The 24,542-nt window shown below is 56.8% G+C and carries 25 protein-coding genes; 15 read left to right on the top strand and 10 right to left on the bottom strand.

The window, feature by feature from the left end; genetic code table 11:
* The first annotated feature begins 303 nt into the window (after window positions 1–303).
* The 7 genes from ACR0M9_RS18830 (at window position 304) to ACR0M9_RS18800 (ending at window position 7,573) form a co-directional block, all read left to right on the top strand.
* Window positions 304–678: a hypothetical protein gene (locus ACR0M9_RS18830; protein WP_480774339.1), complete on the top strand. Its 375-nt coding sequence runs from the start codon at window positions 304–306 to the stop codon at window positions 676–678.
* Window positions 679–982: 304 nt separating this feature from the next.
* Entirely contained in the window at window positions 983–2,566 is a 1,584-nt protein-coding gene (locus ACR0M9_RS18825) for an ABC transporter substrate-binding protein (RefSeq protein ID WP_480774338.1), read from the top strand.
* A 68-nt stretch (window positions 2,567–2,634) separates the two neighbouring features.
* Window positions 2,635–3,729, top strand: a complete 1,095-nt coding sequence (locus tag ACR0M9_RS18820; RefSeq protein WP_480774337.1) for a M24 family metallopeptidase — start codon at window positions 2,635–2,637, stop codon at window positions 3,727–3,729.
* On the top strand, window positions 3,729–4,736 hold the full coding sequence (locus ACR0M9_RS18815; RefSeq protein ID WP_480774336.1) for an ABC transporter permease subunit: 1,008 nt from the start codon (window positions 3,729–3,731) through the stop codon (window positions 4,734–4,736). The genes ACR0M9_RS18820 and ACR0M9_RS18815 overlap by 1 nt, the downstream gene beginning before the upstream one ends.
* The gene (locus ACR0M9_RS18810) at window positions 4,736–5,638 is read left to right on the top strand and encodes an ABC transporter permease subunit (protein WP_480774335.1); all 903 of its coding nucleotides are present in this window, start codon (window positions 4,736–4,738) and stop codon (window positions 5,636–5,638) included. Before ACR0M9_RS18815 ends, ACR0M9_RS18810 begins: the two co-directional genes overlap by 1 nt.
* A gap of 4 nt (window positions 5,639–5,642) precedes the next feature.
* Window positions 5,643–6,620, top strand: coding sequence for an ABC transporter ATP-binding protein (locus tag ACR0M9_RS18805; RefSeq protein ID WP_209506836.1), 978 nt, complete (start codon window positions 5,643–5,645; stop codon window positions 6,618–6,620).
* Entirely contained in the window at window positions 6,617–7,573 is a 957-nt protein-coding gene (locus ACR0M9_RS18800) for a dipeptide ABC transporter ATP-binding protein (RefSeq protein ID WP_480774334.1), read from the top strand. Before ACR0M9_RS18805 ends, ACR0M9_RS18800 begins: the two co-directional genes overlap by 4 nt.
* A 73-nt stretch (window positions 7,574–7,646) precedes the next feature.
* Here the strand turns inward: ACR0M9_RS18800 and ACR0M9_RS18795 are convergent, their stop codons facing one another.
* A complete protein-coding gene (locus tag ACR0M9_RS18795) occupies window positions 7,647–8,417 on the bottom strand; it encodes a transporter substrate-binding domain-containing protein (RefSeq protein ID WP_480560424.1) in 771 nt (256 codons plus the stop codon).
* Between the two features lie 121 nt (window positions 8,418–8,538).
* Here ACR0M9_RS18795 and ACR0M9_RS18790 point away from each other — a divergent pair, with 121 nt between their 5' ends.
* The 3 genes from ACR0M9_RS18790 to ACR0M9_RS18780 are packed head-to-tail and all read left to right on the top strand — an operon-like array spanning window position 8,539 to window position 10,391.
* Window positions 8,539–9,279, top strand: a complete 741-nt coding sequence (locus ACR0M9_RS18790) for an amino acid ABC transporter ATP-binding protein (protein WP_480774333.1) — start codon at window positions 8,539–8,541, stop codon at window positions 9,277–9,279.
* 9 nt (window positions 9,280–9,288) lie between these two features.
* Window positions 9,289–10,044 (top strand): amino acid ABC transporter permease, encoded by a 756-nt coding sequence (locus tag ACR0M9_RS18785; protein WP_267365874.1) that lies wholly within the window; start codon window positions 9,289–9,291, stop codon window positions 10,042–10,044.
* Window positions 10,045–10,055: 11 nt separating this feature from the next.
* Entirely contained in the window at window positions 10,056–10,391 is a 336-nt protein-coding gene (locus ACR0M9_RS18780; RefSeq protein WP_209599036.1) for a carboxymuconolactone decarboxylase family protein, read from the top strand.
* A 31-nt stretch (window positions 10,392–10,422) separates the two neighbouring features.
* On the opposite strand, the gene ACR0M9_RS18775 is transcribed toward ACR0M9_RS18780, so the two are convergent.
* Window positions 10,423–11,355: a hydrogen peroxide-inducible genes activator gene (locus tag ACR0M9_RS18775; protein ID WP_480484653.1), complete on the bottom strand. Its 933-nt coding sequence runs from the start codon at window positions 11,353–11,355 to the stop codon at window positions 10,423–10,425.
* Between the two features lie 107 nt (window positions 11,356–11,462).
* Between ACR0M9_RS18775 and katG the strand changes: the two genes are divergently transcribed.
* Window positions 11,463–13,643 carry a catalase/peroxidase HPI gene (katG, locus tag ACR0M9_RS18770; RefSeq protein ID WP_480774332.1) on the top strand — a complete coding sequence of 727 codons (2,181 nt, stop codon included), beginning with the start codon at window positions 11,463–11,465 and terminating at the stop codon, window positions 13,641–13,643.
* Window positions 13,644–13,712: 69 nt separating this feature from the next.
* Here katG and ACR0M9_RS18765 read toward each other — a convergent pair whose 3' ends face one another.
* The 6 genes from ACR0M9_RS18765 to ACR0M9_RS18740 form a co-directional block, all read right to left on the bottom strand.
* Window positions 13,713–14,555 (bottom strand): fumarylacetoacetate hydrolase family protein, encoded by an 843-nt coding sequence (locus tag ACR0M9_RS18765; protein ID WP_480774331.1) that lies wholly within the window; start codon window positions 14,553–14,555, stop codon window positions 13,713–13,715.
* 18 nt (window positions 14,556–14,573) lie between these two features.
* Entirely contained in the window at window positions 14,574–15,329 is a 756-nt protein-coding gene (locus tag ACR0M9_RS18760) for an SDR family oxidoreductase (protein ID WP_480484656.1), read from the bottom strand.
* Window positions 15,330–15,463: 134 nt separating this feature from the next.
* Window positions 15,464–16,294: an amidohydrolase family protein gene (locus ACR0M9_RS18755; RefSeq protein WP_480484657.1), complete on the bottom strand. Its 831-nt coding sequence runs from the start codon at window positions 16,292–16,294 to the stop codon at window positions 15,464–15,466.
* Window positions 16,291–16,719 carry an RbsD/FucU family protein gene (locus ACR0M9_RS18750; RefSeq protein WP_480774330.1) on the bottom strand — a complete coding sequence of 143 codons (429 nt, stop codon included), beginning with the start codon at window positions 16,717–16,719 and terminating at the stop codon, window positions 16,291–16,293. The genes ACR0M9_RS18755 and ACR0M9_RS18750 overlap by 4 nt, the downstream gene beginning before the upstream one ends.
* Entirely contained in the window at window positions 16,709–17,761 is a 1,053-nt protein-coding gene (locus tag ACR0M9_RS18745) for an aldo/keto reductase (RefSeq protein ID WP_480774329.1), read from the bottom strand. The genes ACR0M9_RS18750 and ACR0M9_RS18745 overlap by 11 nt, the downstream gene beginning before the upstream one ends.
* Window positions 17,758–18,495, bottom strand: a complete 738-nt coding sequence (locus ACR0M9_RS18740) for a GntR family transcriptional regulator (protein WP_480484660.1) — start codon at window positions 18,493–18,495, stop codon at window positions 17,758–17,760. Before ACR0M9_RS18740 ends, ACR0M9_RS18745 begins: the two co-directional genes overlap by 4 nt.
* Before the next feature lie 81 nt (window positions 18,496–18,576).
* Between ACR0M9_RS18740 and ACR0M9_RS18735 the strand changes: the two genes are divergently transcribed.
* Genes ACR0M9_RS18735 through ACR0M9_RS18720 form a run of 4 tightly spaced genes read left to right on the top strand, consistent with a single transcriptional unit; the run spans window position 18,577 to window position 23,692 of the window.
* Complete coding sequence (locus ACR0M9_RS18735; RefSeq protein ID WP_480774328.1) at window positions 18,577–20,130, top strand: UxaA family hydrolase; 1,554 nt, start codon at window positions 18,577–18,579, stop codon at window positions 20,128–20,130.
* A 41-nt stretch (window positions 20,131–20,171) separates the two neighbouring features.
* Window positions 20,172–21,695, top strand: a complete 1,524-nt coding sequence (locus tag ACR0M9_RS18730) for a sugar ABC transporter ATP-binding protein (RefSeq protein WP_480774327.1) — start codon at window positions 20,172–20,174, stop codon at window positions 21,693–21,695.
* Window positions 21,695–22,702: an ABC transporter permease gene (locus ACR0M9_RS18725; protein ID WP_480774326.1), complete on the top strand. Its 1,008-nt coding sequence runs from the start codon at window positions 21,695–21,697 to the stop codon at window positions 22,700–22,702. The genes ACR0M9_RS18730 and ACR0M9_RS18725 overlap by 1 nt, the downstream gene beginning before the upstream one ends.
* Before the next feature lie 45 nt (window positions 22,703–22,747).
* Window positions 22,748–23,692, top strand: a complete 945-nt coding sequence (locus ACR0M9_RS18720; protein WP_480774325.1) for a substrate-binding domain-containing protein — start codon at window positions 22,748–22,750, stop codon at window positions 23,690–23,692.
* Between the two features lie 54 nt (window positions 23,693–23,746).
* Here the strand turns inward: ACR0M9_RS18720 and ACR0M9_RS18715 are convergent, their stop codons facing one another.
* Complete coding sequence (locus tag ACR0M9_RS18715; protein ID WP_480484665.1) at window positions 23,747–24,046, bottom strand: CcdB family protein; 300 nt, start codon at window positions 24,044–24,046, stop codon at window positions 23,747–23,749.
* The gene (locus ACR0M9_RS18710; RefSeq protein WP_209599023.1) at window positions 24,046–24,276 is read right to left on the bottom strand and encodes a type II toxin-antitoxin system CcdA family antitoxin; all 231 of its coding nucleotides are present in this window, start codon (window positions 24,274–24,276) and stop codon (window positions 24,046–24,048) included. The genes ACR0M9_RS18715 and ACR0M9_RS18710 overlap by 1 nt, the downstream gene beginning before the upstream one ends.
* Window positions 24,277–24,542: the final 266 nt, after the last annotated feature.

The following is a 24,542-nucleotide window of genomic DNA, read 5'->3' as shown; positions in this document are numbered from 1 at the left end:
GAAACACGCGAAGGTCCCTGTTCGGCGGTAAGTGCGTTTCCGAAACCGCGCCAAAAGTCATGAGCCACCGAGGGTCATGAGAAATTTCTTCAGACCTCATCTGATCGCGGTTTTCGCGGACCAATCGACTATTTGTGCGGTTTTATGCTGCGCCTGAGCGAGGATCGGCGTTTCTCCGCTGGATATGATTGCAAGACGGCAACGGTGGCACCTGATCTCGCGCGCGGCATGGTGCAGGGGGTCGGTGTCTTGGGGCACAGTGAAGGCTCGCTGCCAAACCCCAGATGTCCAAGGACTCAATCAATGCTACACACTGCGCCCACCTGTCGAGAGGCGGCCCCTTGTTTCGATGCATGTCGATCCAGCGCGCTCGACACCAACGGCATTCTCTATTCAACGCGTGCCGCGTCCCCTGTGGTGAACGAGGCAGAGTGTCAGAGCCTGCGCAACTCGACCGGTCAGAGGAAAGCGCGCAATCTTTGGGGAATGGTTGCGTGGGGTTTGTTGGTGATAGTCCAAATCGCTGCGTACGCCGCCATGTTCTATGGCGTGTTGGTTATGCATATCTCGCTGCTTCCCTACGTATTTCTGGTTGCACTGACAGTCTTATTCTGGCTGGGCTACGATTGCATTCGCGATATGCGCAAGGATGCTTCATCAGCTAACGGTCAAAGTTAGATATCCTTTCTTACCTGAATGACTTCGGGTCAATGACAGTCAATATCTGTGGCCAAACTGCCGGGCCCAGTGGAATGTAAGTGTTGCCCTTCGTGATTTCCTTGGGGCAGGGCGCTTTCAGGTTCAAGACACACCCTGGCAACAGGCATCTTTCACGAAAGTCAGTGACAGAGCCGGTTGACAACAGGTTTTGTATTTTGGATACATTTGTCAGGGATATCGCAACGACCTGTATTGTCACTGAACGCTCTGACGACAAAGAGCCCTGCGATTGTCTTGCAAAGTCCATTTCTGGGAGAAAATCATGAAACTCAATCTTCTGGCCGCAACCACGGCAATAGCCCTGTCGGGTGCCGTGGCACAGGCAAATACCCTGGTGTATTGTTCCGAAGGTTCACCCGAGGGGTTTGACCCTGCACTGTTTACCGCAGGAACTACCTTTGATGCCTCGTCGCATCCTATTTATAACCGGTTGCTTGAATTCGAAACCGGTACAACCAATGTGATCCCCGGTCTGGCTGAAAGTGTCGAGGCCAGTGATGATGGCCTGGAATACACGTTCAAGCTGCGCCAGGGTGTCAAATTCCATTCGAATGACGAATTCACCCCGACCCGAGACTTCAACGCTGATGACGTAATCTTTTCCTTCATGCGCCAAAAGGACGAGAACCACCCCTATAACCAAGTGTCTGGCGGTACGTGGGAATACTTCCAGGGTATGGGGATGCCGGATCTGGTCTCTTCTATCGAAAAGATTGATGACTACACGGTGAAGTTCACCCTGTCCAAGCCAGAGGCACCCTTTGTTGCGAACATGGCGATGGATTTTGCATCGATCATGTCAGCCGAATATGGCGATGCTATGATGGCTGCCGGAACGCCTGAAAAACTGAATACCGCGCCCATCGGAACCGGGCCTTTCTCGTTCGTGGCCTACCAGAAAGACGCGGTGATCCGCTATGCGGCCAATGGCGACTACTGGAAGGAACCGGCGCAGGTCGAAAACCTGATCTTTGCCATTACGCCGGACGCGTCTGTTCGCTACCAGAAGCTGAAAGCTGGCGAATGCCATGTGATGCCTTACCCGAACCCGGCTGACATTCAGGCGATGAAGGATGATGCAGACATCAACATGATGGAGCAGGAAGGGCTGAACGTCGGGTATCTGGCTTACAACACCACGATGGCGCCGTTCGACAACCCCAAGGTTCGCAAAGCGTTGAACATGGCGATCGACAAGCAGGCGATCATCGACGTGGTTTTCCAGGGCTCGGGCCAGGCTGCCAAGAACCCGATCCCGCCAACCATGTGGGGCTATAACGACGCTATTGTGGACGATGCCTATGATCCCGAAGCGGCCAAGGCCATGCTTGATGCCGAAGGTGTCTCGGACTTGTCGATGAAGATCTGGGCGATGCCTGTTCAGCGCCCCTATAACCCCAATGCCCGCCGCATGGCCGAGCTGATCCAGGCTGATTTTGCCAAGGTTGGTGTGGGCGTCGAAATCGTCTCATACGAGTGGGGCGAATACCTGTCACGCTCGAAAGAACTGAACCGCGACGGTGCTGTTCTGCTGGGTTGGACCGGTGATAACGGCGATCCGGACAACTTCCTGGCCGTTCTGCTGGGCTGTGACGGGGTCGAAGCATCGAACCGTGCACAATGGTGCCACCAGCCGTTCGAGGATCTGATCCTGAAAGCCAAGCAAAGCACCGATCAGGCAGAGCGGACCAAGCTGTATGAACAAGCGCAGGTCGTGTTCAAAGAGCAGGCCCCATGGGCAACCATTGCTCACTCGGTTGTATTCATGCCGATGAGCAACAAGGTGCAAGGCTACAAAGTGCACCCGCTGGGCGGCCACATCTTCTATGGTGTGAGCGTCGAGTAAGCCACCACTCACTCACCGGAGCTGCCTGTTTGGCAGCTCCGGCTTTTTTATTGAGGAGGTCGGCCTGAATGCCGGATCTGTCCGAATATCGTCAACTGGCACGGGACCTGTCAGTCGACGCAGTAGCTCTTGTGCCTGGCCCGAACTTCACCCGCGCTTTGGGAAAAGCTTTCATGAGCCACGAGCGGCCCTTCGTGGTGATTGTCCCGGCTGAGGGACAGGCCGCAGCGATTGTGCCCAATCTGGAACTGGCGTCATGGGATCTTGTAGGGTTCGAGGGCGCTGTTTTCGATTGGCGCGATCAGAGCGGTTATGATGATGCGTTTACTGCTTTGGCCGCACATATGCCGATCCGCTCTCTTGCGGTGGAAGGTCAGGTGATGCGGGTTTTTGTCTCTGCGGCTTTCACACGTGCTATGCCGGACTTGCGGATCGTTGACGGTGAACGCGAAATCTCGGGCCTGCGCATTATCAAAACCGATGAAGACATTGCTGCGATGCAGGCGGCCATCGATATCTCGGAACGTGCTCTGGGTCGTGTGATTGCAGATGTGCGCGTCGGTCAGACTGAAAAACAGGTCGAGCAGGCCCTGATACAGGCGCTGTTTGCAGAAGGAGCCGAGTCTCTGGCGTTTTCGCCAATCGTTGCGGCTGCCGACAACTCTGCACGGCCGCATGGGAAAGCACGCAGCGACTACCAGATCAGGGCAGGCGACGCGTTACTGTTCGATTTCGGCGCCTGCAACGATGGTTTTGCCGCTGACATCACGCGAACCTTCTTTGTTCAAGACGTATCGGACGAGGGTAGGGAAGTCTACGATACCGTTCTGCGCGCCAACAAAGCCGGGTTCGAAGCTTGCCGCCCGGGTGCAACGGCCCATGACATCGACGATGCGGTCATCAGCGTGCTCGAGGCCTCGCCATTTGCGGATCGTATACGTACCAAAACGGGCCACGGGCTTGGCCGGGATGTGCACGAGGCACCTTATATCATGCGCGGAAACCACCAGAAAATTCTTCCGGGCATGGTCTGGACGAATGAACCAGGTCTCTACGCGCTCGAAAGTTTTGGCGTTCGCATTGAAGATGACGTGCTTGTCACTGCGGATGGTTGCCGGTCGCTGACCCATTTCCCCAAAGAGCTTACAATCATAGGTCGCTGATGTTTGGTTACTTACTCACCCGCATTGGCCTGTTCGTCCCGACTTTTCTGGGCGTGACGTTGATCTCATTCATGTTCATCCGGGTGCTGCCGGGTGATCCGATCATCGTCATGGCCGGCGAGCGTGGCATGACTGAAGAACGCTATCAGGAAATGGTAGAAAAGCTGGGTTTCGACAAACCGGTGTTGCAGCAATACTGGGAATACCTTGCCGGGGTATTGCAGGGTGATCTTGGCGAAAGCTTTGTCACCAAAAAACCGGTCTGGGAGGAGTTCTTTTCGCTGTTCCCCGCGACAATGGAACTTTCGCTCTGCGCCATGATCTTCGCCATCGCATTGGGTCTGCCTGCCGGAGTGATTGCGGCGGTGAACCGGGGGAAGTTTTTTGACAGGGCACTGATGTCTTCGGCATTGGTCGGATATTCGATGCCGATCTTCTGGTGGGCGTTGCTGCTGATTATCGTGTTCTCGGGCAATCTTGGCTGGACACCGGTGTCCGGCCGGATCGACCTGCTTTATTACTTCCCAAGTGTCACCGGTTTTATGCTGATCGACAGTCTATTGTCCGGGCAGGAAGGCGCATTCGGGTCGGCCGTTCGTCATCTGGTCCTTCCTACGATTGTGCTGGGCACTGTCCCGCTGGCCGTGATTGCGCGACAGACCCGGTCGGCGATGCTGGAGGTTCTGGGTGAGGATTACATCCGCACCGCGCGTGCCAAAGGGCTGTCACCGACGCGGATCAACGGATTGCATGCGTTGCGCAACGCTCTGATCCCTGTTGTCACGGTTATTGGATTGTCGGTCGGGTCATTGTTGGCGGGGGCAATTCTTACCGAAACCATCTTCAGCTGGCCGGGCATCGGCAAGTGGATGGTCGACAGTATTTTCCGCAGGGATTACCCGGTGGTGCAAGGGGGTTTGCTGATGATCGCGGTGATCGTGATGCTGGTGAACCTGCTGGTCGATGTCCTGTACGGCATCATCAACCCAAAAATCCGGAGAAGATGATGACCGAGCTTTCGTCGAACCAGCCAATGGCCGAAAATCGTCCCAGTGCACTGCGAGAGTTCTGGTATTACTTCAGCGAAAACCGCGGTGCCGTGATTGGGTTGTGGGTCTTTACAGGTTTTGTGTTCTGTGCGGCCTTTGCCCCTTTGCTGGCCCCCTATGATCCGACCGAACAGTTCCGGGACCATATCCTGCAACCCCCTGCCTGGCAGGAAGGCGGAAGCTGGGCCTTTCCGTTGGGTACCGATCCTTTGGGCAGGGATATGCTGTCGCGGCTGATCATGGGTTCACGCTATTCCTTCTTTGTGGGGATCGTTGTGGTCTGTGTTGCCGTAACGGGTGGCGTAATGGTCGGCCTTCTGTCGGGTTTTGCGCCCAAATGGGTTGATACATTGATCATGCGGGTGATGGACATCGTCCTGGCTTTCCCGTCTTTGCTGCTTGCCCTTGTTCTGGTCGCCATTCTGGGCCCATCACTGACCAACGCGATGATCGCCATCGCCATCGTGTTTCAACCGCATTACGTGCGCCTGACCCGCGCGTCGGTTCTGGCGGAACGGCAGAAAGACTATGTAACCTCGGCCCGTGTGGCCGGTGCGGGCAAGTCGCGGCTGATGTTCATCACGGTATTGCCCAATTGCCTGGCTCCGATCATCGTTCAGGCAGCCCTGTCTTTTTCCACTGCCATTCTGGACGCGGCGGCCCTTGGGTTTCTGGGCATGGGCGCGCAGCCCCCCACGCCGGAATGGGGCACCATGCTGGCTGAAGCGCGCGAGTTCATCCTGCGCGCATGGTGGGTTGTCACCTTCCCCGGTCTCGCAATTCTGGTCACCGTGCTTGCCATCAACCTGATGGGCGACGGGTTGCGCGATGCGCTGGACCCGAAACTGAAGCGGAGCTGATCGCATGAGCCTTTTGCAGATCCGTAACCTGACTGTCGAGTTCGCCACATCTTCGGGCAGTTTCCGCGCCGTGGACGGTGTCGATCTGTCGGTCGACAAAGGCGAATTGCTGGCCATCGTTGGCGAAAGCGGTTCGGGCAAGTCCGTGTCGATGCTGGCACTGATGGGCTTGCTGCCCTGGACCGCCACGATCACCGCCGATGAGATGAGCTTTGAGGGCCGTGACCTGTCCGGTATCTCGGCCCGTGAACGGCGCAAGATCATAGGCAAAGACATGGCGATGATCTTTCAGGAGCCGATGTCTTCGCTGAACCCCTGTTTTACTGTCGGGTTCCAGATCAAAGAGGCATTGCGCATCCACCTTGGCCTGAACCGAAAAGAGCGTCACGAGCGTGCGGTCGAATTGTTCGATCAGGTTGGCATTCCCGCGCCTGAAAGCCGCCTGAATACTTTTCCGCATCAGATGTCAGGGGGTATGAACCAACGGGTTGTGATCGCGATGGCCATTGCCTGCAAGCCCAAGCTGCTGATCGCGGATGAACCGACCACGGCACTGGACGTGACCATTCAGGCGCAGATTCTGGATCTGCTGATCCGGTTGCGTGATGAGCATGACATGGGCCTTGTTCTGATCACCCATGACATGGGCGTCGTTGCGGAAACCGCCGAGCGGGTTCAGGTGCAATATGCCGGGCAAAAGGTTGAAGAACAGCCTGTCAGGGATTTGTTCCGAACTCCCCGCCATCCCTACACCACGGCCCTGCTAAGTGCTTTGCCGGAACGGGCGACGTCCAAGATTCTTCCGACGATACCAGGTGTTGTTCCGGGGCAATTCGACAGGCCAAAAGGATGCCTTTTCAGCCCACGGTGCCGCTTTGCCGATGCGACCTGCGCCCAAACCCCGCCGACCCCTCATGCCGAGGGATTTGGCAAGGCGCGCTGTCACCATGTTGAAAAGATTGCCGCCGGAGAGCTGGTATGACCACACCTATCGTTCAGGCCAACGCCCTGGCCCGGTATTACACGGTCAAGGGCGGGTTGTTGTCCAAACCTGCAACCGTAAAGGCGCTGTCGGGGGTGGATTTCGACCTGCAACCGGGAAAAACACTGGCCATTGTCGGAGAGTCAGGCTGTGGAAAGTCTACGCTGGCCAGACTGATCACAATGATCGAAGAACCAACCTCGGGCAGTCTGACGATCAACGGGGTCGACATCACCCCTTCGCAATGGAGCAAGATGCGAGAGACGGTGCAGATCGTTTTTCAAGACCCATATAGCTCGTTGAATCCGCGTCAGCGCATCGGCCAGATCCTGCAAGAACCGTTGATCATCAACCGGCCACAGATGACGGCCGCCGACCGTGAAATGCAGGCACGCAAGATGATCGAGATGGTAGGCCTGCGCCCGGAACATTATGACCGCTATCCGCATATGTTCTCGGGTGGGCAGCGCCAGCGGATCGCCATTGCGCGGGCGCTTATGCTGGACCCCAAGGTGCTGGTTCTGGATGAACCTGTCTCGGCACTGGATGTGTCGATTCAATCGCAGATCCTGAACTTGCTGGTCGATCTTCAGGAACGGCTGAACTTGGCCTACCTGTTCATTTCACATGACTTGTCGGTTGTCCGGCATTTCGCCGACGACGTGATTGTCATGTATCTGGGGCGCGCGGTTGAAAAAGGCCCGAAAGAGCAGCTGTTCGCGGCACCCCGACATCCGTACTCCAAGGCGTTGCTGTCCACGACGCCCCGTGCCGACCCGGATGCCCGGAAAGAGCGGATCAAGCTGGAAGGCGAATTGCCGTCACCGATGAATATCCCGAAAGGGTGCGCTTTTGCGCAACGATGCTGGCTTGCGACCGATCAGTGCAGGCAAACATTGCCTGAACTGGATGATGAAATTCATCAGGTCGCGTGTCTGCATCCTCTTTTCTGAAAAACCAGATGGCCAGCGAAAACGCCCGGGCCATAGGACCGGGCGTTAGAAAATCCGCACGTCCTTGAAGGCGTCAGAGCCCCCATTTCTCGCGGTTTGCTTCAAAAAAGCCTTCCGCTTTTTTCACTTCGATCCAGTTGTTTACATAATTTATCCAGATCTGGTCGCCTTGTGGCAGGATCATCGCAATCGGCGAAGGTGACCGTGGACCGGCGTTTTTCACGCGGATAACAGGAAACTTCTCCTCAAGGGTCGAGCCCTCGATGTTCGACGTTATGAATACATCAGCACGACCGGCGATTACTTCCTGATACCCGCGGGCCGGGGCCTCGACCACCTTGATCTCGGCGTTCGGGAACCATTCGCGGACCCGTTTTTCGAATGTGGTGCCCAAAGTCGTCGCGACTTTCACACCGGTCTGGTTGATCGAGTCATAGCCGTCGAATTTGTTAGCCTTGTCCTTGGTGGTGTAGGGAAAAAGTTCGACCGAAATATAGCTGTCCGAAAAACCCGCAACTTTCATGCGCGGTGGCGAAATCGATGCCGACCCGGTCAGGTGGTACTTGCCCGCGACCACACCATTCACCAGTGTTTTCCAGTCGGTGGGGACAAATTCGACCTCAACTCCAAGATCGGCGGCCAATGCATTCATGATGTCGATGTCGTACCCTTTGTAGCTGTTGGTTGCCGGGTCGCGCAGTGTCATCGGGTTCCAGTCACCTGTGGTACCAACCTTGAGAACGCCGGAATCCAGCACCTCGTTCAGCGCAGATTGCGCCTGTGCGGAACCTGACAATACAAGCCCCAACACGGCGACCGCCGCGGCTTTCCAAAAAACGCTCATAGGTATCTCCCGTTGGTGGCGTTACGACCTTGTGATTGCAATCCTCATTGATTTCAGTCCAAAGGGAAAGATAACCTCAAGAAAATATTACAATGGGGCAAAAACGGGGGCAGTTCAGCATATGCCAGGCGCCGCAATCGAGCTTGTGGGCGTGAATAAGTGGTATGACACGTTTCATGTTCTCAAGGACATTAACCTGACGGTCAGCAGCGGCGAAAAGGTGGTGATTTGCGGGCCTTCAGGGTCAGGCAAATCCACCGTCGTTCGATGTATCAACCGGTTGGAAAAACACCAAAAAGGTATCATTCGGTTAGATGGGGTTGACCTGACGGATGACGCAAAGTCAACGGCAACCATCCGGTCCGATGTCGGGATGGTCTTCCAGCAATTCAATCTGTTTCCGCATTTGACCGTTTTGGAAAACCTGACTTTGGGTCCGATCAAAGCGCGCGGCCTGAGCCGGAAGGACGCGGAGGAAAAAGCGCGCCATTATCTGGATCGTGTACATATTCCCGATCAGGCGGACAAAAAGCCCATGCAGTTGTCCGGAGGTCAGCAGCAACGTGTGGCGATTGCACGATCCTTATGCATGGAACCGCGCGTGCTGCTGTTCGATGAACCCACGTCGGCGCTGGACCCCGAGATGATCTCAGAAGTGTTGGAAGTTATGGTTGAACTGGCAAATGAGGGCATGACCATGGTGGTTGTGACCCACGAGATGGGATTTGCCCGCAAAGTTGCCGACAAGATGATCTTCATGGATGCCGGTGAGATTGTCGAAGAAGGCAAGCCGGAGCATTTCTTTACCAACCCTCAGTCTGACCGCTGTCGCAAATTCCTGTCTCAGATACTGCAGCACTGAGAGGGGCAGATGAAAAAACTTCTACTAATCGTACCTTTGCTGCTGGCAGGCTGTTCTTCATCCCAGACCTGGGGCTGGTATGTGATCGACCCGACTACAGCATCGGGGTGGATCAATGTGAAATTCCTGATCTCGGGGATGGGTGCAACGATTCAGATTTCACTGATCGCCGCCGTGCTGTCGATCGTCATCGGTTTGCTGGTGGCCCTGCCGGGATTGTCCGAAAAACGTGGCTGGCGGCTGGTCAACCGTGTCTACGTTGAATTCATTCGGGCCATTCCCTTGCTGCCGATGCTGTTTTGGGTCTTTTACGGCTTGCCCATCGTGTTCAAGTCGATGGGCATGAACGTACCAATTGACCCGTTCTGGGGTGCAATCATCACCCTGGCGATTTCTGACAGCGCCTTCACTGCCGAGATTTACCGCGCAGGCATTCAATCCATTGCGCGAGGTCAAAGCGAAGCGGCGCAGACCATCGGGCTGAACTATGTGCAGACCATGCGCTACGTGATCCTGCCGCAGGCAATCCGGCGCATTCTGCCGCCCTTGGCAAACCAGTTCATCTACATCGTAAAGATGAGTGCATTCGCCAGCGTCATCGGGATGCAGGAACTGACCCGGCGCGCGAATGAGCTGGTGGTTACGGAATACCGCCCGTTGGAAATCTATACCCTGTTGATCTTTGAATACCTGATCCTGGTTCTGATCATCAGTGCGGGTGTACGCTGGCTGGAGCGTCGCATGGGCGCGGACGAGCGCGGATAAGGAGAATGGATATGGACTGGAAAGCTTTCATGGCCGAGACCGAGGCCAATATCGGAACTTTTTCGAAGGAAGTGCCCGAAACCGTGCGCGGCTTTGGCATCATGGGCAAGGCCGCCAAGACCAATGGCGCACTAAGTGAGAAAACCAAGGAATTCATGGCCCTTGGCATCGCCATTGCGACCCGCTGCGACAGCTGCATAGGGTTTCACGTGCGTTCCCTTGTCCGGCTGGGTGCAACCCGAGACGAGATGTGCGAGGCATTGGCGATGGCGACCTATATGGGCGGCGGGCCGTCTTATGCTTACAGCGCCAAAGCGCTGAAGGCTTATGATGTGTTTTCCGGGTAATTGCCGCGCATAGCATTAATGCGGGTTGTGATCAGGCGTTTGGTTCCGGTTTCATTTGCCCCATGCCTCCCGCGTTTTCTTCTGCGGTTTTGCGAATAATTGCACCGATTTTCAGAAGGTTTTCGCCCAGCGGGTTGGTCTTTCGCCAGATCAGGCCGATGGTTCGGGTTGGTGGGGTGTCCTGAAAGCGGGCGATGGACACGTCGGCAGACCGGGTTTCCAGCCCCACGGCCATTTCCGGTATCAGCGTCACACCGATGCCCGCCCCGACCATCTGTACCAGTGTGGACAGAGAACTGCCCTCCATAATGTGCTGCGGTTCGATATTGCGGATCGAACAGAAGGAAAGCGCCTGATCTCTGAAACAATGCCCTTCTTCCAGCAACAACAGCCGCATCGTTCTGAGCTGTGACGAACTTGGCATTGGCAACCCGGCGTCCCGCGCCGGGCGAACCAGCAGAAAGTCTTCGTTAAACAACGAAAATTCCCGAAGGCTGGGCTCCGATACTGGCAAAGCGACAACGGCAAAATCCAGTCTTGAGTCCAAAATTTCGCCGATCAGGGTTTGGGTGATGGTCTCTTTGGGCTCGATCGTCAGCTGTGGGAATCGTTGCGACAGTGCCTTGATGATTGATGGCAGCAAGTAAGGCGCGACCGTGGGGATGACCCCGATTCTGATGCGACCCGACAAGGGACCAGCGGAAGATTGCACAAGATTCCCCAAATCTTCGACCCGCGTCAGGATTTCGCGGCCATGTTTTAGGACATCTTCGCCAAGCGCGGTCAGGCGCGTCTCGCGCGCTGCGCGTTCGACCAAGGGGCCACCCATGATGGCCTCCAGCTCTTTGATTTGTATGGAAAGCGCGGGTTGCGAAATCGCGCTGGCCGCCGCGGCTTTGCCAAAATGGCGGTAGGTGGCAAGCGCTTCAAAGTAGCGCAGGTGTTTAAGCGTGAGTGACTTCATAGAAAAAACTAATCACAATGATAGTAATTACAAATTTCCAATTATCGAAACTGTGGGATACGAGTCAAGACATCTGAACCCCTCAGTAAATACTCAGGAGATTTACAATGGACGGCAATCCCCACAATCATCAATCCGGCGGCTGCCCAGTCTTGCATGGCGGGAACACGGGCACAGGCAACTCTGTCACCAAATGGTGGCCGGATGCGCTGAACCTGGACATTCTGAGCCAGCACGACACCCGCACCAACCCGATGGACGCGGATTACAACCACCGCGAAGCGGTCAAAGGGCTGGATTTCAATGCTGTTCGTGCTGACGTCGAAGCGTTGCTGACCGACAGTCAGGACTGGTGGCCAGCCGATTGGGGCCACTATGGCGGCCTGATGATCCGACTGGCGTGGCACTCTGCCGGGTCGTACCGCCTGGGGGATGGTCGCGGCGGCGCAGGTTCGGGCAACATCCGTTTTGCACCGCTGAACTCTTGGCCGGACAATGCCAGCCTTGATAAAGCGCGCCGTCTGCTCTGGCCGGTGAAAAAGAAATACGGCAACGCGCTGTCCTGGGCAGACCTGATTGTTTTGTCGGGAACGGTTGCCTACGAATCCATGGGTCTGAAGACCTTTGGCTTTGGCTTTGGCCGCGAAGATATCTGGGGCCCGGAAAAAGACGTCTATTGGGGTTCGGAAAACCAGTGGCTGGCCCCGTCCGAGAACCGCTATGGCGATCTGGAAACCCCCGGAACGCTGGAAAACCCGCTGGGTGCGGTGCATATGGGCCTGATCTATGTGAACCCAGAAGGTGTGAACGGTAACCCGGATCCAGCAAGAACTGCGCTGCACATCCGCGAAACCTTTGCCCGCATGGCGATGAATGACGAAGAGACCGCCGCTCTGACCTGTGGTGGTCACACGGTCGGCAAAGCGCATGGCGCGATGGCGGGCGATCATATCGGCGCCGAACCCGAAGCCTGCCCGGTCTCCGCTCAGGGTCTGGGATGGGACAACCCCGATCAAAACGGCAAGGCAACCAACGCGTTCACTTCTGGTATCGAGGGTGCGTGGACGAAAAACCCGACCAAATTCGACATGGGCTTTTTCGATTACCTGTTCGGCTATGAGTGGGAATTGGGTAAATCGCCCGCGGGTGCACAACAGTGGCAGCCTATCGACATGCCGGAAGTTGAAAAGCCGGTCGACCCGACCGACCCTTCGGTTCGGCGTATGCCGGTCATGACCGATGCGGACATGGCAATGAAGATCGATCCGATTTACAACGCGATCTGTCAGAAGTTCATGGCTGACCCGGATTACTTTGCTGACACTTTTGCCCGCGCGTGGTTCAAGCTGACCCACCGCGATATGGGGCCACGTGTCAACTATTATGGCCCAGACGTCCCGTCAGAAGAGCTGATCTGGCAGGACCCGATCCCTGTCGGTTCGACCGGGTATGACGTCGATGCCGTCAAAGCAAAGATCGCCGACAGTGGTCTGACCGCGGTCGAGATGATCACCACCGCATGGGACAGCGCCCGTACCTTCCGAGGCTCGGACAAACGCGGCGGCGCAAACGGTGCGCGTATCCGTCTGTCTCCACAGAAAGACTGGGCAGGGAACGAGCCCGAGCGTCTGGCAAAAGTGCTGGGCGTGCTGGAGCCTATTGCCGCGGAAACCGGGGCCTCGATTGCCGACGTGATCGTTCTGGCGGGCAACGTTGGTCTAGAACAGTCGATCAAAGCCGCAGGCTTTGACGTGGCGGTTCCGTTTTCGGCCGGTCGCGGCGATGCGACGGATGAGCAGACCGATGCCGACAGCTTCTCGGTGCTGGAGCCGTTGGCGGACGGGTTCAGAAACTGGCAGCTGAAGGAATACGCTGTATCACCCGAGGCGATGATGCTGGATCGCGCGCAACTGCTGGGTCTGACCGCTGCGGAAATGACGGTTCTGGTTGGTGGCCTGCGTGTGCTGGGTGCCAATCACGGCGGATCGGCGCATGGGGTCTTCACGGATCGCGTGGGTCAGTTGACCACCGACTTCTTCGTCAACCTGACGGATATGTCGCTCAGCTGGCACTCGGTTGACGGCGGCACATATGAGCTGCGTGACCGTGCCTCGGGTGAGGTCAGGTTCACCGCAACCAGCGCGGATCTGGTCTTCGGCTCGAACTCGATCCTGCGTGGCTACGCCGAGGTCTATGCCCAGGACGATAATGCCCAGAAGTTCGTGCGCGACTTCGTGGCGGCCTGGACCAAGATTATGAACAACGACCGGTTCGATCTGGTAGCCTAAGTCAAAAATCGTCAGGCGAGGGAAACCTCGCCTGATATTGTGTTCGGGCAGACATCTGATAGTGCCCGATTATCCCGCGATCACATTCTGTTTTTGAACACCCAGGCCTTCGATGCCCAATTCCATCGTGTCGCCGGGTTTCAGATAGACTTGCGGGTTTTGCCCCATGCCCACACCTGGCGGAGTTCCGGTCGAGATCACATCACCCGGTTGCAGGGACATGAATTGCGACAGGTGTGAGATCACAGTTGCCACCACGAAATGCATCGTCCGGGTCGAGCCGTCCTGATAACGGTGGCCGTTGACCTCAAGATACATCGGCAGGTTCTGAGGGTCTGCAACCTCGTCCCGCGTCACCAGCCATGGACCGATGGGGCCGAATGTGTCTGCCGACTTGCCCTTGACCCACTGCCCCGAGCGGTGAAGCTGAAAATCACGTTCTGACAGGTCATTGACCACACAATAGCCCGCGACGTGATCCATCGCTTCGGCCTCGGAGATGTATTTCGCTTCCTTGCCGATCACCACGCCCAACTCGACCTCCCAGTCGGTCTTGACGGACCCGCGCGGGATTTCTACCGTGTCATTCGGCCCGACAATGGCCGATGTCGCCTTGAAAAAGATCACAGGTTCCTGCGGCAACTCCATACCGCTTTCTGCCGCGTGGTCGGCATAGTTCAGGCCGATGCAAATGAATTTGCCCACATGGCCGACACACGCCCCTAAACGGGTGTTGCCTTCAACCTTCGGCAAATCCTGTGCATCCAGCGTGCGCAGTCGCGCCAAACCTTCGTCGCTCAGAACATCACCCGATATATCGTCGATGACGCCTGACAGGTCGCGAATTGTGCCATCGTCGTGCAGTAGCCCAGGCTTTTCTGCACCCAAGGCGCCAAACCGCAGTAGTTTCATATTGTGATCCCTTTCAGATTAAATCGCCCATCCGCCATCAATGGCAAAGGGCTGACCTGTGGTAAATGCGCTGCTGTCACTCGCAAGGTAGAGCGCCAGTTCGGCAATCTCGTCCGCGGTCCCAATGCGCCCCATCGGCTGGCGGGCGATGAAATCCGTCATCGCCTTTTCGTAGTCGCCCGTCGCCCGCAAACGCTCGTGCAGGCTGGGGCTGTCAACGGTGCCGGGGCAGATAGCATTGCACCGGATGCCCTGCGTGACGAAATCGGCGGCGATCGACTTGGTCAGGCCAATTACGGCAGCCTTTGATGCGCAATATACAAACCGGTTTGGAACGCCCTTCATCGACGATGCGACCGAGGACATATTGATGATCGACCCCCCGCCGTTTTTCAACATCGCGGGCAGGGTCAGACGGATCAGGCGATACATAGCCTTCACATTAAGATCGAAACTGAAATCCCAGTCGTCCTCTTCGCACTCAAGAATGGTGCCGTTTGCCACGTAACCCGCGCAATTGAACAGGATATCCAACGGTGGCAATTCAGCCACGGCACGTTTTACGGCATGCGCGTCTGTCACGTCGAGATGGATTGGAGAGATCCTGTCGATCTCCGAAAGCCCGGCCAAAGTGGTTTCGTTGATGTCGCTTGCAAAGACATGCGCGCCTTCGGCTGCGAACAGTTCGGCCGTGGCACGTCCGATGCCCTGCCCAGCGGCGCTGATGAATGCGGTTTTGCCTTTTAGTCGGTCAGAAGGCTGATGCGATGTCATTCTGGTCCTCATGATTTTCCCGAAGCCGGGTGGTGTGTTGGGGATAACTGCCTTGTTGTTCGCGCCTCAGGGAAAAGATTGGGCAGGTTCAGCGGGCGCAAAGCAGTGCGTGTTTGGGGTTCGGTGCGGCACCGTCAAATCCTGATGTGATAAGCCTTTGCCGCATTCCCTCCGAGGATGGCCGCACGGTCATTGGAGGAAAGTGCGCTTAGCAGTTCGTCGGTTGCATCTACCCATCGTTCATAGCTGCTGGCCAATGTGCAGACCGGCCAGTCGCTGCCCCAGATCAACCGCGATGGTCCGAACGTGTTCAGTAGGTGATCCACATAGGGGTACAGGTCCCGAACCGTCCAGTCAGGTGCAGCTTCGGTGACAAGACCGGACAGTTTGCAGAACGCGTTGGTGTCCCGCGCGATGGCGGCCATGTCTTCGGCCCACCCGTCAAATGCACCGTCCCGGATCAGAGGTTTCGAGCCATGGTCAATCACAACCCGCATGTCCGGGTGCTGTGTCAGAAGGCGACGCAACGGCCCCAGGTGCCGGGGCAGGGTGAGGGCATCGAAAGTCAGATCTTTAGATTGGATGGCCTCAAAGGCAGGTCTCAGGGCTGCGCCGAGCATCCAGTTCGGATCAGCGATATCCTGAATCATTGGCCGCAGACCAACCAAAGCGGGATGAGTGGCTAGTCTGATGATTTGTGCACGCGCATCAGGGGCGTCGAAACCGACCCAGCCAACCACACCTTTGATAAAAGGTGTCTTGTCCGCCAGTGACAACAGGTACTTCGTTTCGGCGACGGTCGACGCTGCCTGAACCAGAATTGTCCCGTCGATGCCCTGTGCTTGCAACAATGGCGCAAGATCACCTGGCCCGAAGTCCCGGTAAATCTGGCCCAAATCCGGTGTCAGCCACCCATAGTCACCACGTGCCAGCGCCCAAAAATGCTGATGGGCGTCGATCTTCATGCAATCACGCCTTTCTTCAGGATGATGTTGCCGTACAGCCTGCGCTCGCCGGTCTGAATGATGGCAAATGCGGATGCCGCGCGTTGGTAGAAGTCGAACCGGTCCAGACCCTGAATTTGCGCGGGGTTGTCAGCCTGCGCGTCGATGATCTTTTGGAAATCTGCGACGGCCTCGGGCACGGCTTCGGGATCACCGACAACCTGCATGGTCAGCGCGGGGTCTGGCACGAATGTATCCAGCGGCATGACAGACAACACAGCGCCAAGCAGATCACCTGCCGTTGAACCATCCGCACGGATGCAGTCGGGCCCAAGGCTTGAGCCCGGGAAATTGGCGTCCGCAATAACGATGTCATCGCCATGGCCCATGGCGCGCAGGGCGTACAGCAACTCAGGTGACAACAGCGGGTCGAGGTTACGCAGCATTGACAGGTTCCTTGGGCAAAGGGGCATCTGGCCGGATCAGGCCTTCGGTACGCAGGTCTGACCAAAGCTGGGCGGGGATAGTCCGCTCCAGCAGGGCGACATTGGCTTGAACCTCGGCCGCATTGACAGCGCCCGGAACAACCGTTTTCACGGCGGGGTGACCCAGAACAAATTGCAGCGCGGCTGCGATCAGTGGTGTGTCATGGGCCGCACAGACGGTCTCGATCCTGCGCACCCGTTCAAGAATATCCTCAGGCGCATCGGAGTAGTTATACTTGGCCCCAGGCACCGGTCCGGTGGCGAGGATACCTGAGTTATACGGCCCGCCCAGAATGATGCCCACATCACGCTTTTCGCAAAGCGGCAGAAAACTGTTCAAGGCTTCCTGTTCCAAAAGCGTATACCGACCCGCCAGAAGAAACCCGTCGAAATCGCCAAGACCCAGCAGTTTTTCGCAAACCTGCCATTCGTTCACACCCGCGCCAATCGCGGCGATTTCACCTGCATCGCGCAGTTCAACCAGCGCCTTGTACCCGCCGCCATCGAACAACTCACGTACTTTGGCGTCTGACATTTCCTGACTGCCCTGACTGAAAGCGCAGACGTCATGCACCAGAAGAATGTCCGCATTGGCAACACCGATCCGGTCCCGGCTTGTCTCATATGACCGCATGACGCCGTCATAGGTATAGTCGAATACAATGCGTTTCTGCGGAACGTCCACAAACGCTTCGGGCGTCACCTCATGTGGTTCGCAATCCAGCAGCAGACGGCCGATTTTGGTCGATAGCTGAATGTTCTCACGCCCAAACCGCCTGATCGCTTCGCCAAAGCGATACTCGGACCGCCCCAACCCGTATTGCGGCGCGGTGTCGAAGAACCGGATGCCTGCGTCAAAAGCGGATTGCAACGCAGCCTGCGCATCAGCATCCGAGACCTTGCGATAAAGATTGCCCAATGGCGCGCCGCCAAACCCCATGCGGGTCAGCGGTACAGGCCGGGACGTCCTGTTGTTCAGAAGGGCGGTTTGCGAAACGGTCATCCTGCCTCTCGGGTGTTTTGGGGGGGTAAATTGAACAGCTGCGGTCTTTCCTGTTGCAGCTGTTCTATCCGAGGCATCAGTTGCCCAAGGTGATGGCGCATGGCGTCTTGTGCTGCACGTTCATCATGGGCGCAGATGGCATCGAATATCGCCCGGTGTTCGGCCAGTGTTTCCGCGATGCGGCCGGGTGTCGGCAACAGCAACATACGCGCGCGGCTGACCTGTAGCGACACCGTCTGCGCCACATCCGGCAAGCGAAGCATCCCGGTGAACGCCATCAACAGGGCGTGGAATTCTTCATCCGCGTGATAGAACCCGGCAATGTCGTCATCTTCGATCAACAGCTCTTGCAGGCGCACGTTGCGGCTCAGCTTTTTGCGCTGATCATCGGTCAGGTCACGCGCAACCTTGGCCACAGTTGCCAGCTCCAGGGCCTCTCGCAGAAAGGCGCCTTCGCGTATTTCATCCATCGAGAAATAGGACACGCGTGTACCCGATTGCGGCACCACATCCACCAGTCCTTCGGCGGCAAGCCTGGTGATGGCGTCCGCGACAGGTGCGCGGGATACACCCAGGCGCGTGCAGATTGGTGCCTTTCTCAGATTGGCACCGGGAGGGAAATCCAGTGCCAGGATCGCCTGTTTGATGGATTGGTAAACCCGCTGCGCAAGCGATCCCTCAAATGTTGAAATGTCGGGCAGGCGGGTGGCGTCAATGTCATATGGGTGGTTCATGAATCTGAACTATCATACTAACATGTTAGTTGACAAGAGTGGATTATCCCCGTAGCTCTGTGGCGAACAAGCGGGGAATCCATGCGCCCAGTTTCAGAGATCAAAACCCCGGGAGGCCCGGCCCGTGACACAATCCGGCTGAACCCGGATGACAACGTGATCATCGCGTTGCGCGACCTGAAAGCCGACGCGCAACCGGATGGGATATCGATACGGCTTCCCACGGACATCGCACGCGGGCACAAGATCGCCACCGCCCCGATTGCGGCGGGTGAAAATGTGATCCGCTATGGACAGATCATAGGTCAGGCCAAAGCGGATATCGCCGCAGGCGAGCATGTTCATGTCCATAATCTGGGTATGGGGGCGCATCAGCAGGACTACGCATATGCAAGCGCGAACGCGCCGCTGCCCGAGATTTCAGGCGACCGTATCTTCCAGGGCTTCCACCGCGCCGATGGCAAGGTCGGCACGCGCAACTACATCGGCATTTTGACAACGGTGAATTGCTCTGGCTCCGTGGCGCGGTTCATCGCCGAAGCCGCCGAGAAACGGGGCTTATTGGACGCGTACCCGAATGTGGACGGTTTCGTCCCGATCGTTCATGGCACTGGATGCGGCATGTCGGGCAAAGATGAAGGCTACGCCACGTTGTTTCGAACGCTGGCGGGATATGCCCAGCACCCGAATTTCGCCGGTATCCTGTTGATCGGTTTGGGCTGCGAGGTGATGCAGGTGGCCGATCTGGTTGGCGGTCGTCCGATCCGTCCTGATGGCGTGCTGCGTTACATGACCATTCAGAGTGAGGGCGGCACACGCCGTACCATTGAACGTGGATTGAACGAGCTGCGCGGGATTGCCGACCTCGCGAACAAGGCCGAACGCAAACCTGCGCCGATCAGTGCGATAACGGTCGGAATGCAATGCGGCGGGTCGGATGGGTATTCCGGGATCACCGCCAATCCTGCTTTGGGTTATGCGTCGGATCTGTTGGTGCGGCATGGCGGTACGACGATCCTGTCCGAAACCTCGGAAATCTATGGCGCGGAACACCTTTTGACCCGGCGGGCCGAGACCGTTGAGGTCGGGGAAAAGCTGATCGAACGCATTCGCTGGTGGGAGGGGTATACACAGCGCAACGGCGGCGAGATGAACAACAACCCAAGCCCGGGCAACAAGCGCGGCGGGTTGACGACCATTCTTGAGAAATCGCTTGGCGCCGTCGCCAAGGGCGGCACCGCGCCCTTGCGCGGTGTTTACAAGTTCGGCGAGAAAATCGACAAGGCCGGCTTTGTTTTCATGGACAGCCCCGGTTTTGATCCATGCTCGGTCACGGGGCAGGTAGCGTCAGGCGCGAACCTGATCGTGTTCACCACCGGGCGGGGCTCGGTTTCGGGATATCAACCAACACCCTGCATCAAGCTGGCTACCAATTCCGAAATGTATGCCCGGATGTCGGAAGACATGGATCTGAACTGTGGGGATATCGTCACAGACGGTGTGAGCATTGAGGCAAAAGGCGAAGAGCTGTTCGAAATGCTGATCCGCGTCGCATCGGGTGAACAAACAAAAAGCGAAGAACTTGGCTTTGGTGGGGTCGAATTTGTGCCCTGGCAAATCGGCGCGGTGATGTAGGCGGCACCACCCCTTGGGGAGAGGGGTGTTTGGGAGGATAAATGAAAAAACTGGTCGACATGTCGGGGATCGAGAAACACTTTCCCGGAGTCCATGCGCTGAAATCAGTGCAGTTCGATCTGGTGCCCGGTGAAGTCCATGCGCTGATGGGCGAGAACGGCGCGGGAAAAAGCACGCTGATGAAAATCCTCTCGGGGATTTATCAGCGCGACGGTGGCACATTGCAAATCGAAGGACGTGATGCAAACCCAACCACGCCACGCGAGGCGCAGGCTTTGGGTATCGGCATCATCCATCAGGAACTGAGCCTGATGAATGATCTGACAGTGGCACAGAATATTTTTATCGGCCGCGAACCTCGTAAACGGTTTGGCCGACTGAACGATGCTGCGTTGAATGCACATACGGCCGAGATCTTTGCGTCCATGAACCTAAACCTCGACCCCAAGGCGCAGGTCGGCAGTCTGACCATTGCGAAACAACAGATGGTCGAGATCGCCAAGGCTCTTTCTTACCGGTCCAGGGTTCTGATTATGGATGAACCGACCGCGGCCCTGAACGATGCTGAAATTGCCGAGCTGTTCGTGATCATCCGCCGTCTGAAGGCTGAAGGCGTGGGCATTGTCTATATCAGCCACAAAATGGATGAGCTGAAGCAGATTGCTGACCGGGTTACGGTGATGCGCGACGGAGAATACGTTGGCACCGTTGACGCGGCAGCAACGCCGATCAGCCAGATTATCGCGATGATGGTAGGTCGCGAAGTCAAGGAAGAGCCGCTGGCCCCCCCCGATCTGAGCGATGCCGAGGTTTCGCTGGAAGTGACCGGGCTGTGTCGGGGTCACGAAATCCGCGATGTCAGCTTTTCGGTCCTGAAGGGTGAGATCCTGGGCTTTGCCGGGCTGATGGGGGCCGGACGTACCGAAGTTGCGCGGGCAATCTTCGGGGCTGATCCCAAAGATAGCGGAGAAATCCGGGTGCATGGGCAGGTGGTCTCGATCAGGACACCATCCGATGCCGTCAAGGCGGGCATCGGCTATCTTTCCGAGGATCGCAAGCATTTCGGCCTCGCCACAGGGATGAGCGTTCGTGACAATGTTGCCTTGGCTTCGATGGATATGTTCACCGGACGTGTCGGTGTTCTGAACGATGGTGAAATCAGCACGACGGCCAAGGGTTACATCACGCAGCTGGGCATTCGCACGCCTTCGGACACGCAGGAGGTACGCCTGCTGTCCGGCGGCAATCAGCAGAAAGTTGTCATTGCCAAATGGCTGCTGCGGGATTGCGATATCCTGATTTTCGATGAGCCCACGCGCGGTATCGACGTGGGCGCAAAATCTGAAATCTACAAGCTGCTGGAAGAACTGGCCGGGCAGGGCAAGACGATCATCGTGATTTCGTCGGAACTGCCCGAGATCATGCGCCTAAGCCATCGCATTGGCGTGATGTGCGAAGGCCGACTGACCGGCATTTTGCCGGGCGGCAAAGCCACCACTCAGGAAGACATCATGCATCTGGCGACGCAGCGGGCGGCGGCGATGCAGATAACAGGAACAGCGTAATGACCTCAGCAACGGATATCGAAAAGAAAAGCCCGCTGGCGGGGCTCTCGGAAAGCGGCGCCTATCAAAAGCTGCTGGCCTTCGCCAGCTTGATTGCCTTGCTGATCGGGTTTTCAATCGCGTCGCCGAATTTCATGCAAACCTCAAACATGATCGCCATTTTGCAGGCGACATCGGTCAATGGGGTGCTGGCGGTTGCTGCAACACTGGTCATCATAACTGGCGGGATCGATCTGTCCGTGGGAACTCTGATGACGTTCTGCGCCGTCATCGCCGGTGTCGTGCTGACCTATCTCGGAATGCCACTGTTGCTGGGGGTTGTGGCAGCGATTGCGGCGGGTGCGTTCTGCGGGCTGTGTTCGGGCACCTTTGTCGCCAAGATGAAAATCCCGCCCTTCATTGCCACGCTGGGTATGATGCTGATCCTAAAAGGGTTGTCGCTGGTGATTTCCGGCACGCGGCCCATCTACTTCAACGACACGCCGGGCTTTGACCAGATTTCGCGCGGGTCGCTGATCGGAGAGGTTTTTCCCGCATTGCCGATCCCCAATGGCGTGCTGATCCTTTTCCTTGTTGCCATTGCAGCTTCGTACATTCTGGGGCGCACGGTTCTGGGCAGATACACCTTTGCGCTGGGATCAAACGAAGAGGCGGTGCGCCTATCGGGGGTGAATACCGATCTTTGGAAAATGCGTATTTACGCTCTGGCAGGTGGGATTTGTGGCATTGGCGGAATCCTGATCGCGTCGCGACTGAATTCGGCACAGCCCGCGCTGGGGCTTGGCTACGAGCTGGAAGCCATCGCTGCCGTCGTGATCGGGGGCACGTCCCTGTCCGGTGGGCGTGGTACGATCCTTGGAACCCTGATCGGTGCCCTGATCATGGCCGTTCTGACCAATGGTTTGCGGGTGCTGTCCGTCGCGCAGGAATGGCAGACCGTTGTCACCGGCGCGATCATCATTCTGGCCGTTTACGCCGATATGGCGCGGCGCAGGAAGACAAGTTGAACAGTCACAAAAAATCAGAAACGAAGACCAACTGGAGGAGAAGACATGCTAACACGTCGTTTCATTTTGGGGGCCCTGAGTGCGGCCAGCCTTTCGATACCTGCAACTATGTCATCGGCGGAAGACATATATATTCCGCTGGTGTCCAAAGGGTTTCAGCACCAGTTCTGGCAGGCGGTAAAGTCCGGTGCGGAACAGGCCGCCGAGGAATACGGTGTCACGATCACCTTTGAAGGCCCGGACAACGAAACCATGGTGGATCGTCAGATCGACATGCTGGCGGCGGCCCTGGCCAATAACCCCAAGGCCATCGGTTTTGCCGCTCTGGACAGCCAGGCCGCTATTCCACTGTTGAAGCAAGCTGATGAAAAGGGCATTCCGATCATTGCCTTTGACAGTGGCGTTGACAGCGACATTCCGGTTTCTACAGCAACAACAGACAATCAGGCCGCGGCTGCGCTGGCTGCGGACAAGATGGCCGAGATGATCGGCGGCAAAGGCAAAGTGGCCGTTGTTGCACATGACCAGACCAGCCGCACAGGCATCGACCGGCGCGACGGCTTCGTCAGTCGCATTGCCGAAAAATACCCGGATATCGAAGTTGTCACGGTTCAATACGGTCAGGGTGACCACCTGAAATCGACCGAGGTGACCAAAGCGATCCTGACGGCGAACCCCGATCTGAATGGCATCTTCGGCACCAACGAAGGCTCGGCCATCGGTGTGGTGAATGGTGTGCAGGAACTGGGGACCGAGGGGCTGATCATCATCGGATATGACAGTGGCAAGGCCCAGAAAGATGCGATCAAAAGCGGGCTGATGGCGGGTGCAATCACTCAGAATCCCGTGGGCATCGGGTATGAAACCGTCAAGGCTGCTGTGGCCGCGATGAAGGGTGAAGAAGTTCCTGCCCTGATTGATACCGGGTTCTACTATTACGACGCATCCAACATCGACAATCCGAAGATCGCGGCAGTGCTGTACGACTGATCTTCATTGTCAAACTTGTTCCTGGCTCTTGGTTCTCCAAGGGCCAGAAGCTTGTCAGAATCCCTGCATTAGCATGTCGACGCCGGCGGTGATCTGCGCAAAGTGATCATCAAGGTTGTCGACCGGCGATTTTAGAATGCCCACCGGAACAGCAGCCATGAATTGGGTTGCCATTACAAACGGTTTGCCTTGGATATCAAAGACGGGATTGAGCCGGGTGGCTGGGATCGGCGCGGTCGCTTCGGGAAGCAGGGGCACGACGACGCGTGTGTTCAACCCGCTCAGCAGATCGCTCTGGATGTCCAGAAGATACCCGTCACCTGACGGGTTGGGGAACACGTCGTATTTTGGCATCAGAACTGTCGGTAGGTGTCCAGCGGTAAGCCATTACGCTCGACATACGCGTTGGAACTCTCAAGTGCGGCCTTGTTTTCGGCTTTCCAGCGTTCAGCTTTTGCGCTGGCGACTGCGGCCCGAATGCCGTCTTCGGCTGCGCGGGAAAGATTGATCTTCAGATCCCGCGCCTCAGACAGCATATCGCCATCCAGTGATAGATTTGTCGGTTTACGAGATGGAGCATTCATTTGATTACCCTCAGATCTGCGCCATTTTACCATCACACGGTATGCGCGTCAAACATGCGTATATTAAGTGAATAGCGGAAGCCCTCTGTTCAGCGGTACGTGGCAATCAGGAGATTTTTGGCCTGAAAAGAGCTTTGCGCTCAGTTCTTGCCTCCCCGGTTATTCTGCGACTTTTTGTTTGTGTTTATTGAACTGTTGGTCGAAGAGGTTTTTGAAGGGTCCGTTTTTCTGCATGAGTTGGTCGAGGTTTCCCTGTTCGGCGATAG

The organism is Ruegeria sp. CH2 (genome assembly GCF_056537065.1).
This window is presented reverse-complemented; position numbering and strand designations above follow the sequence as displayed.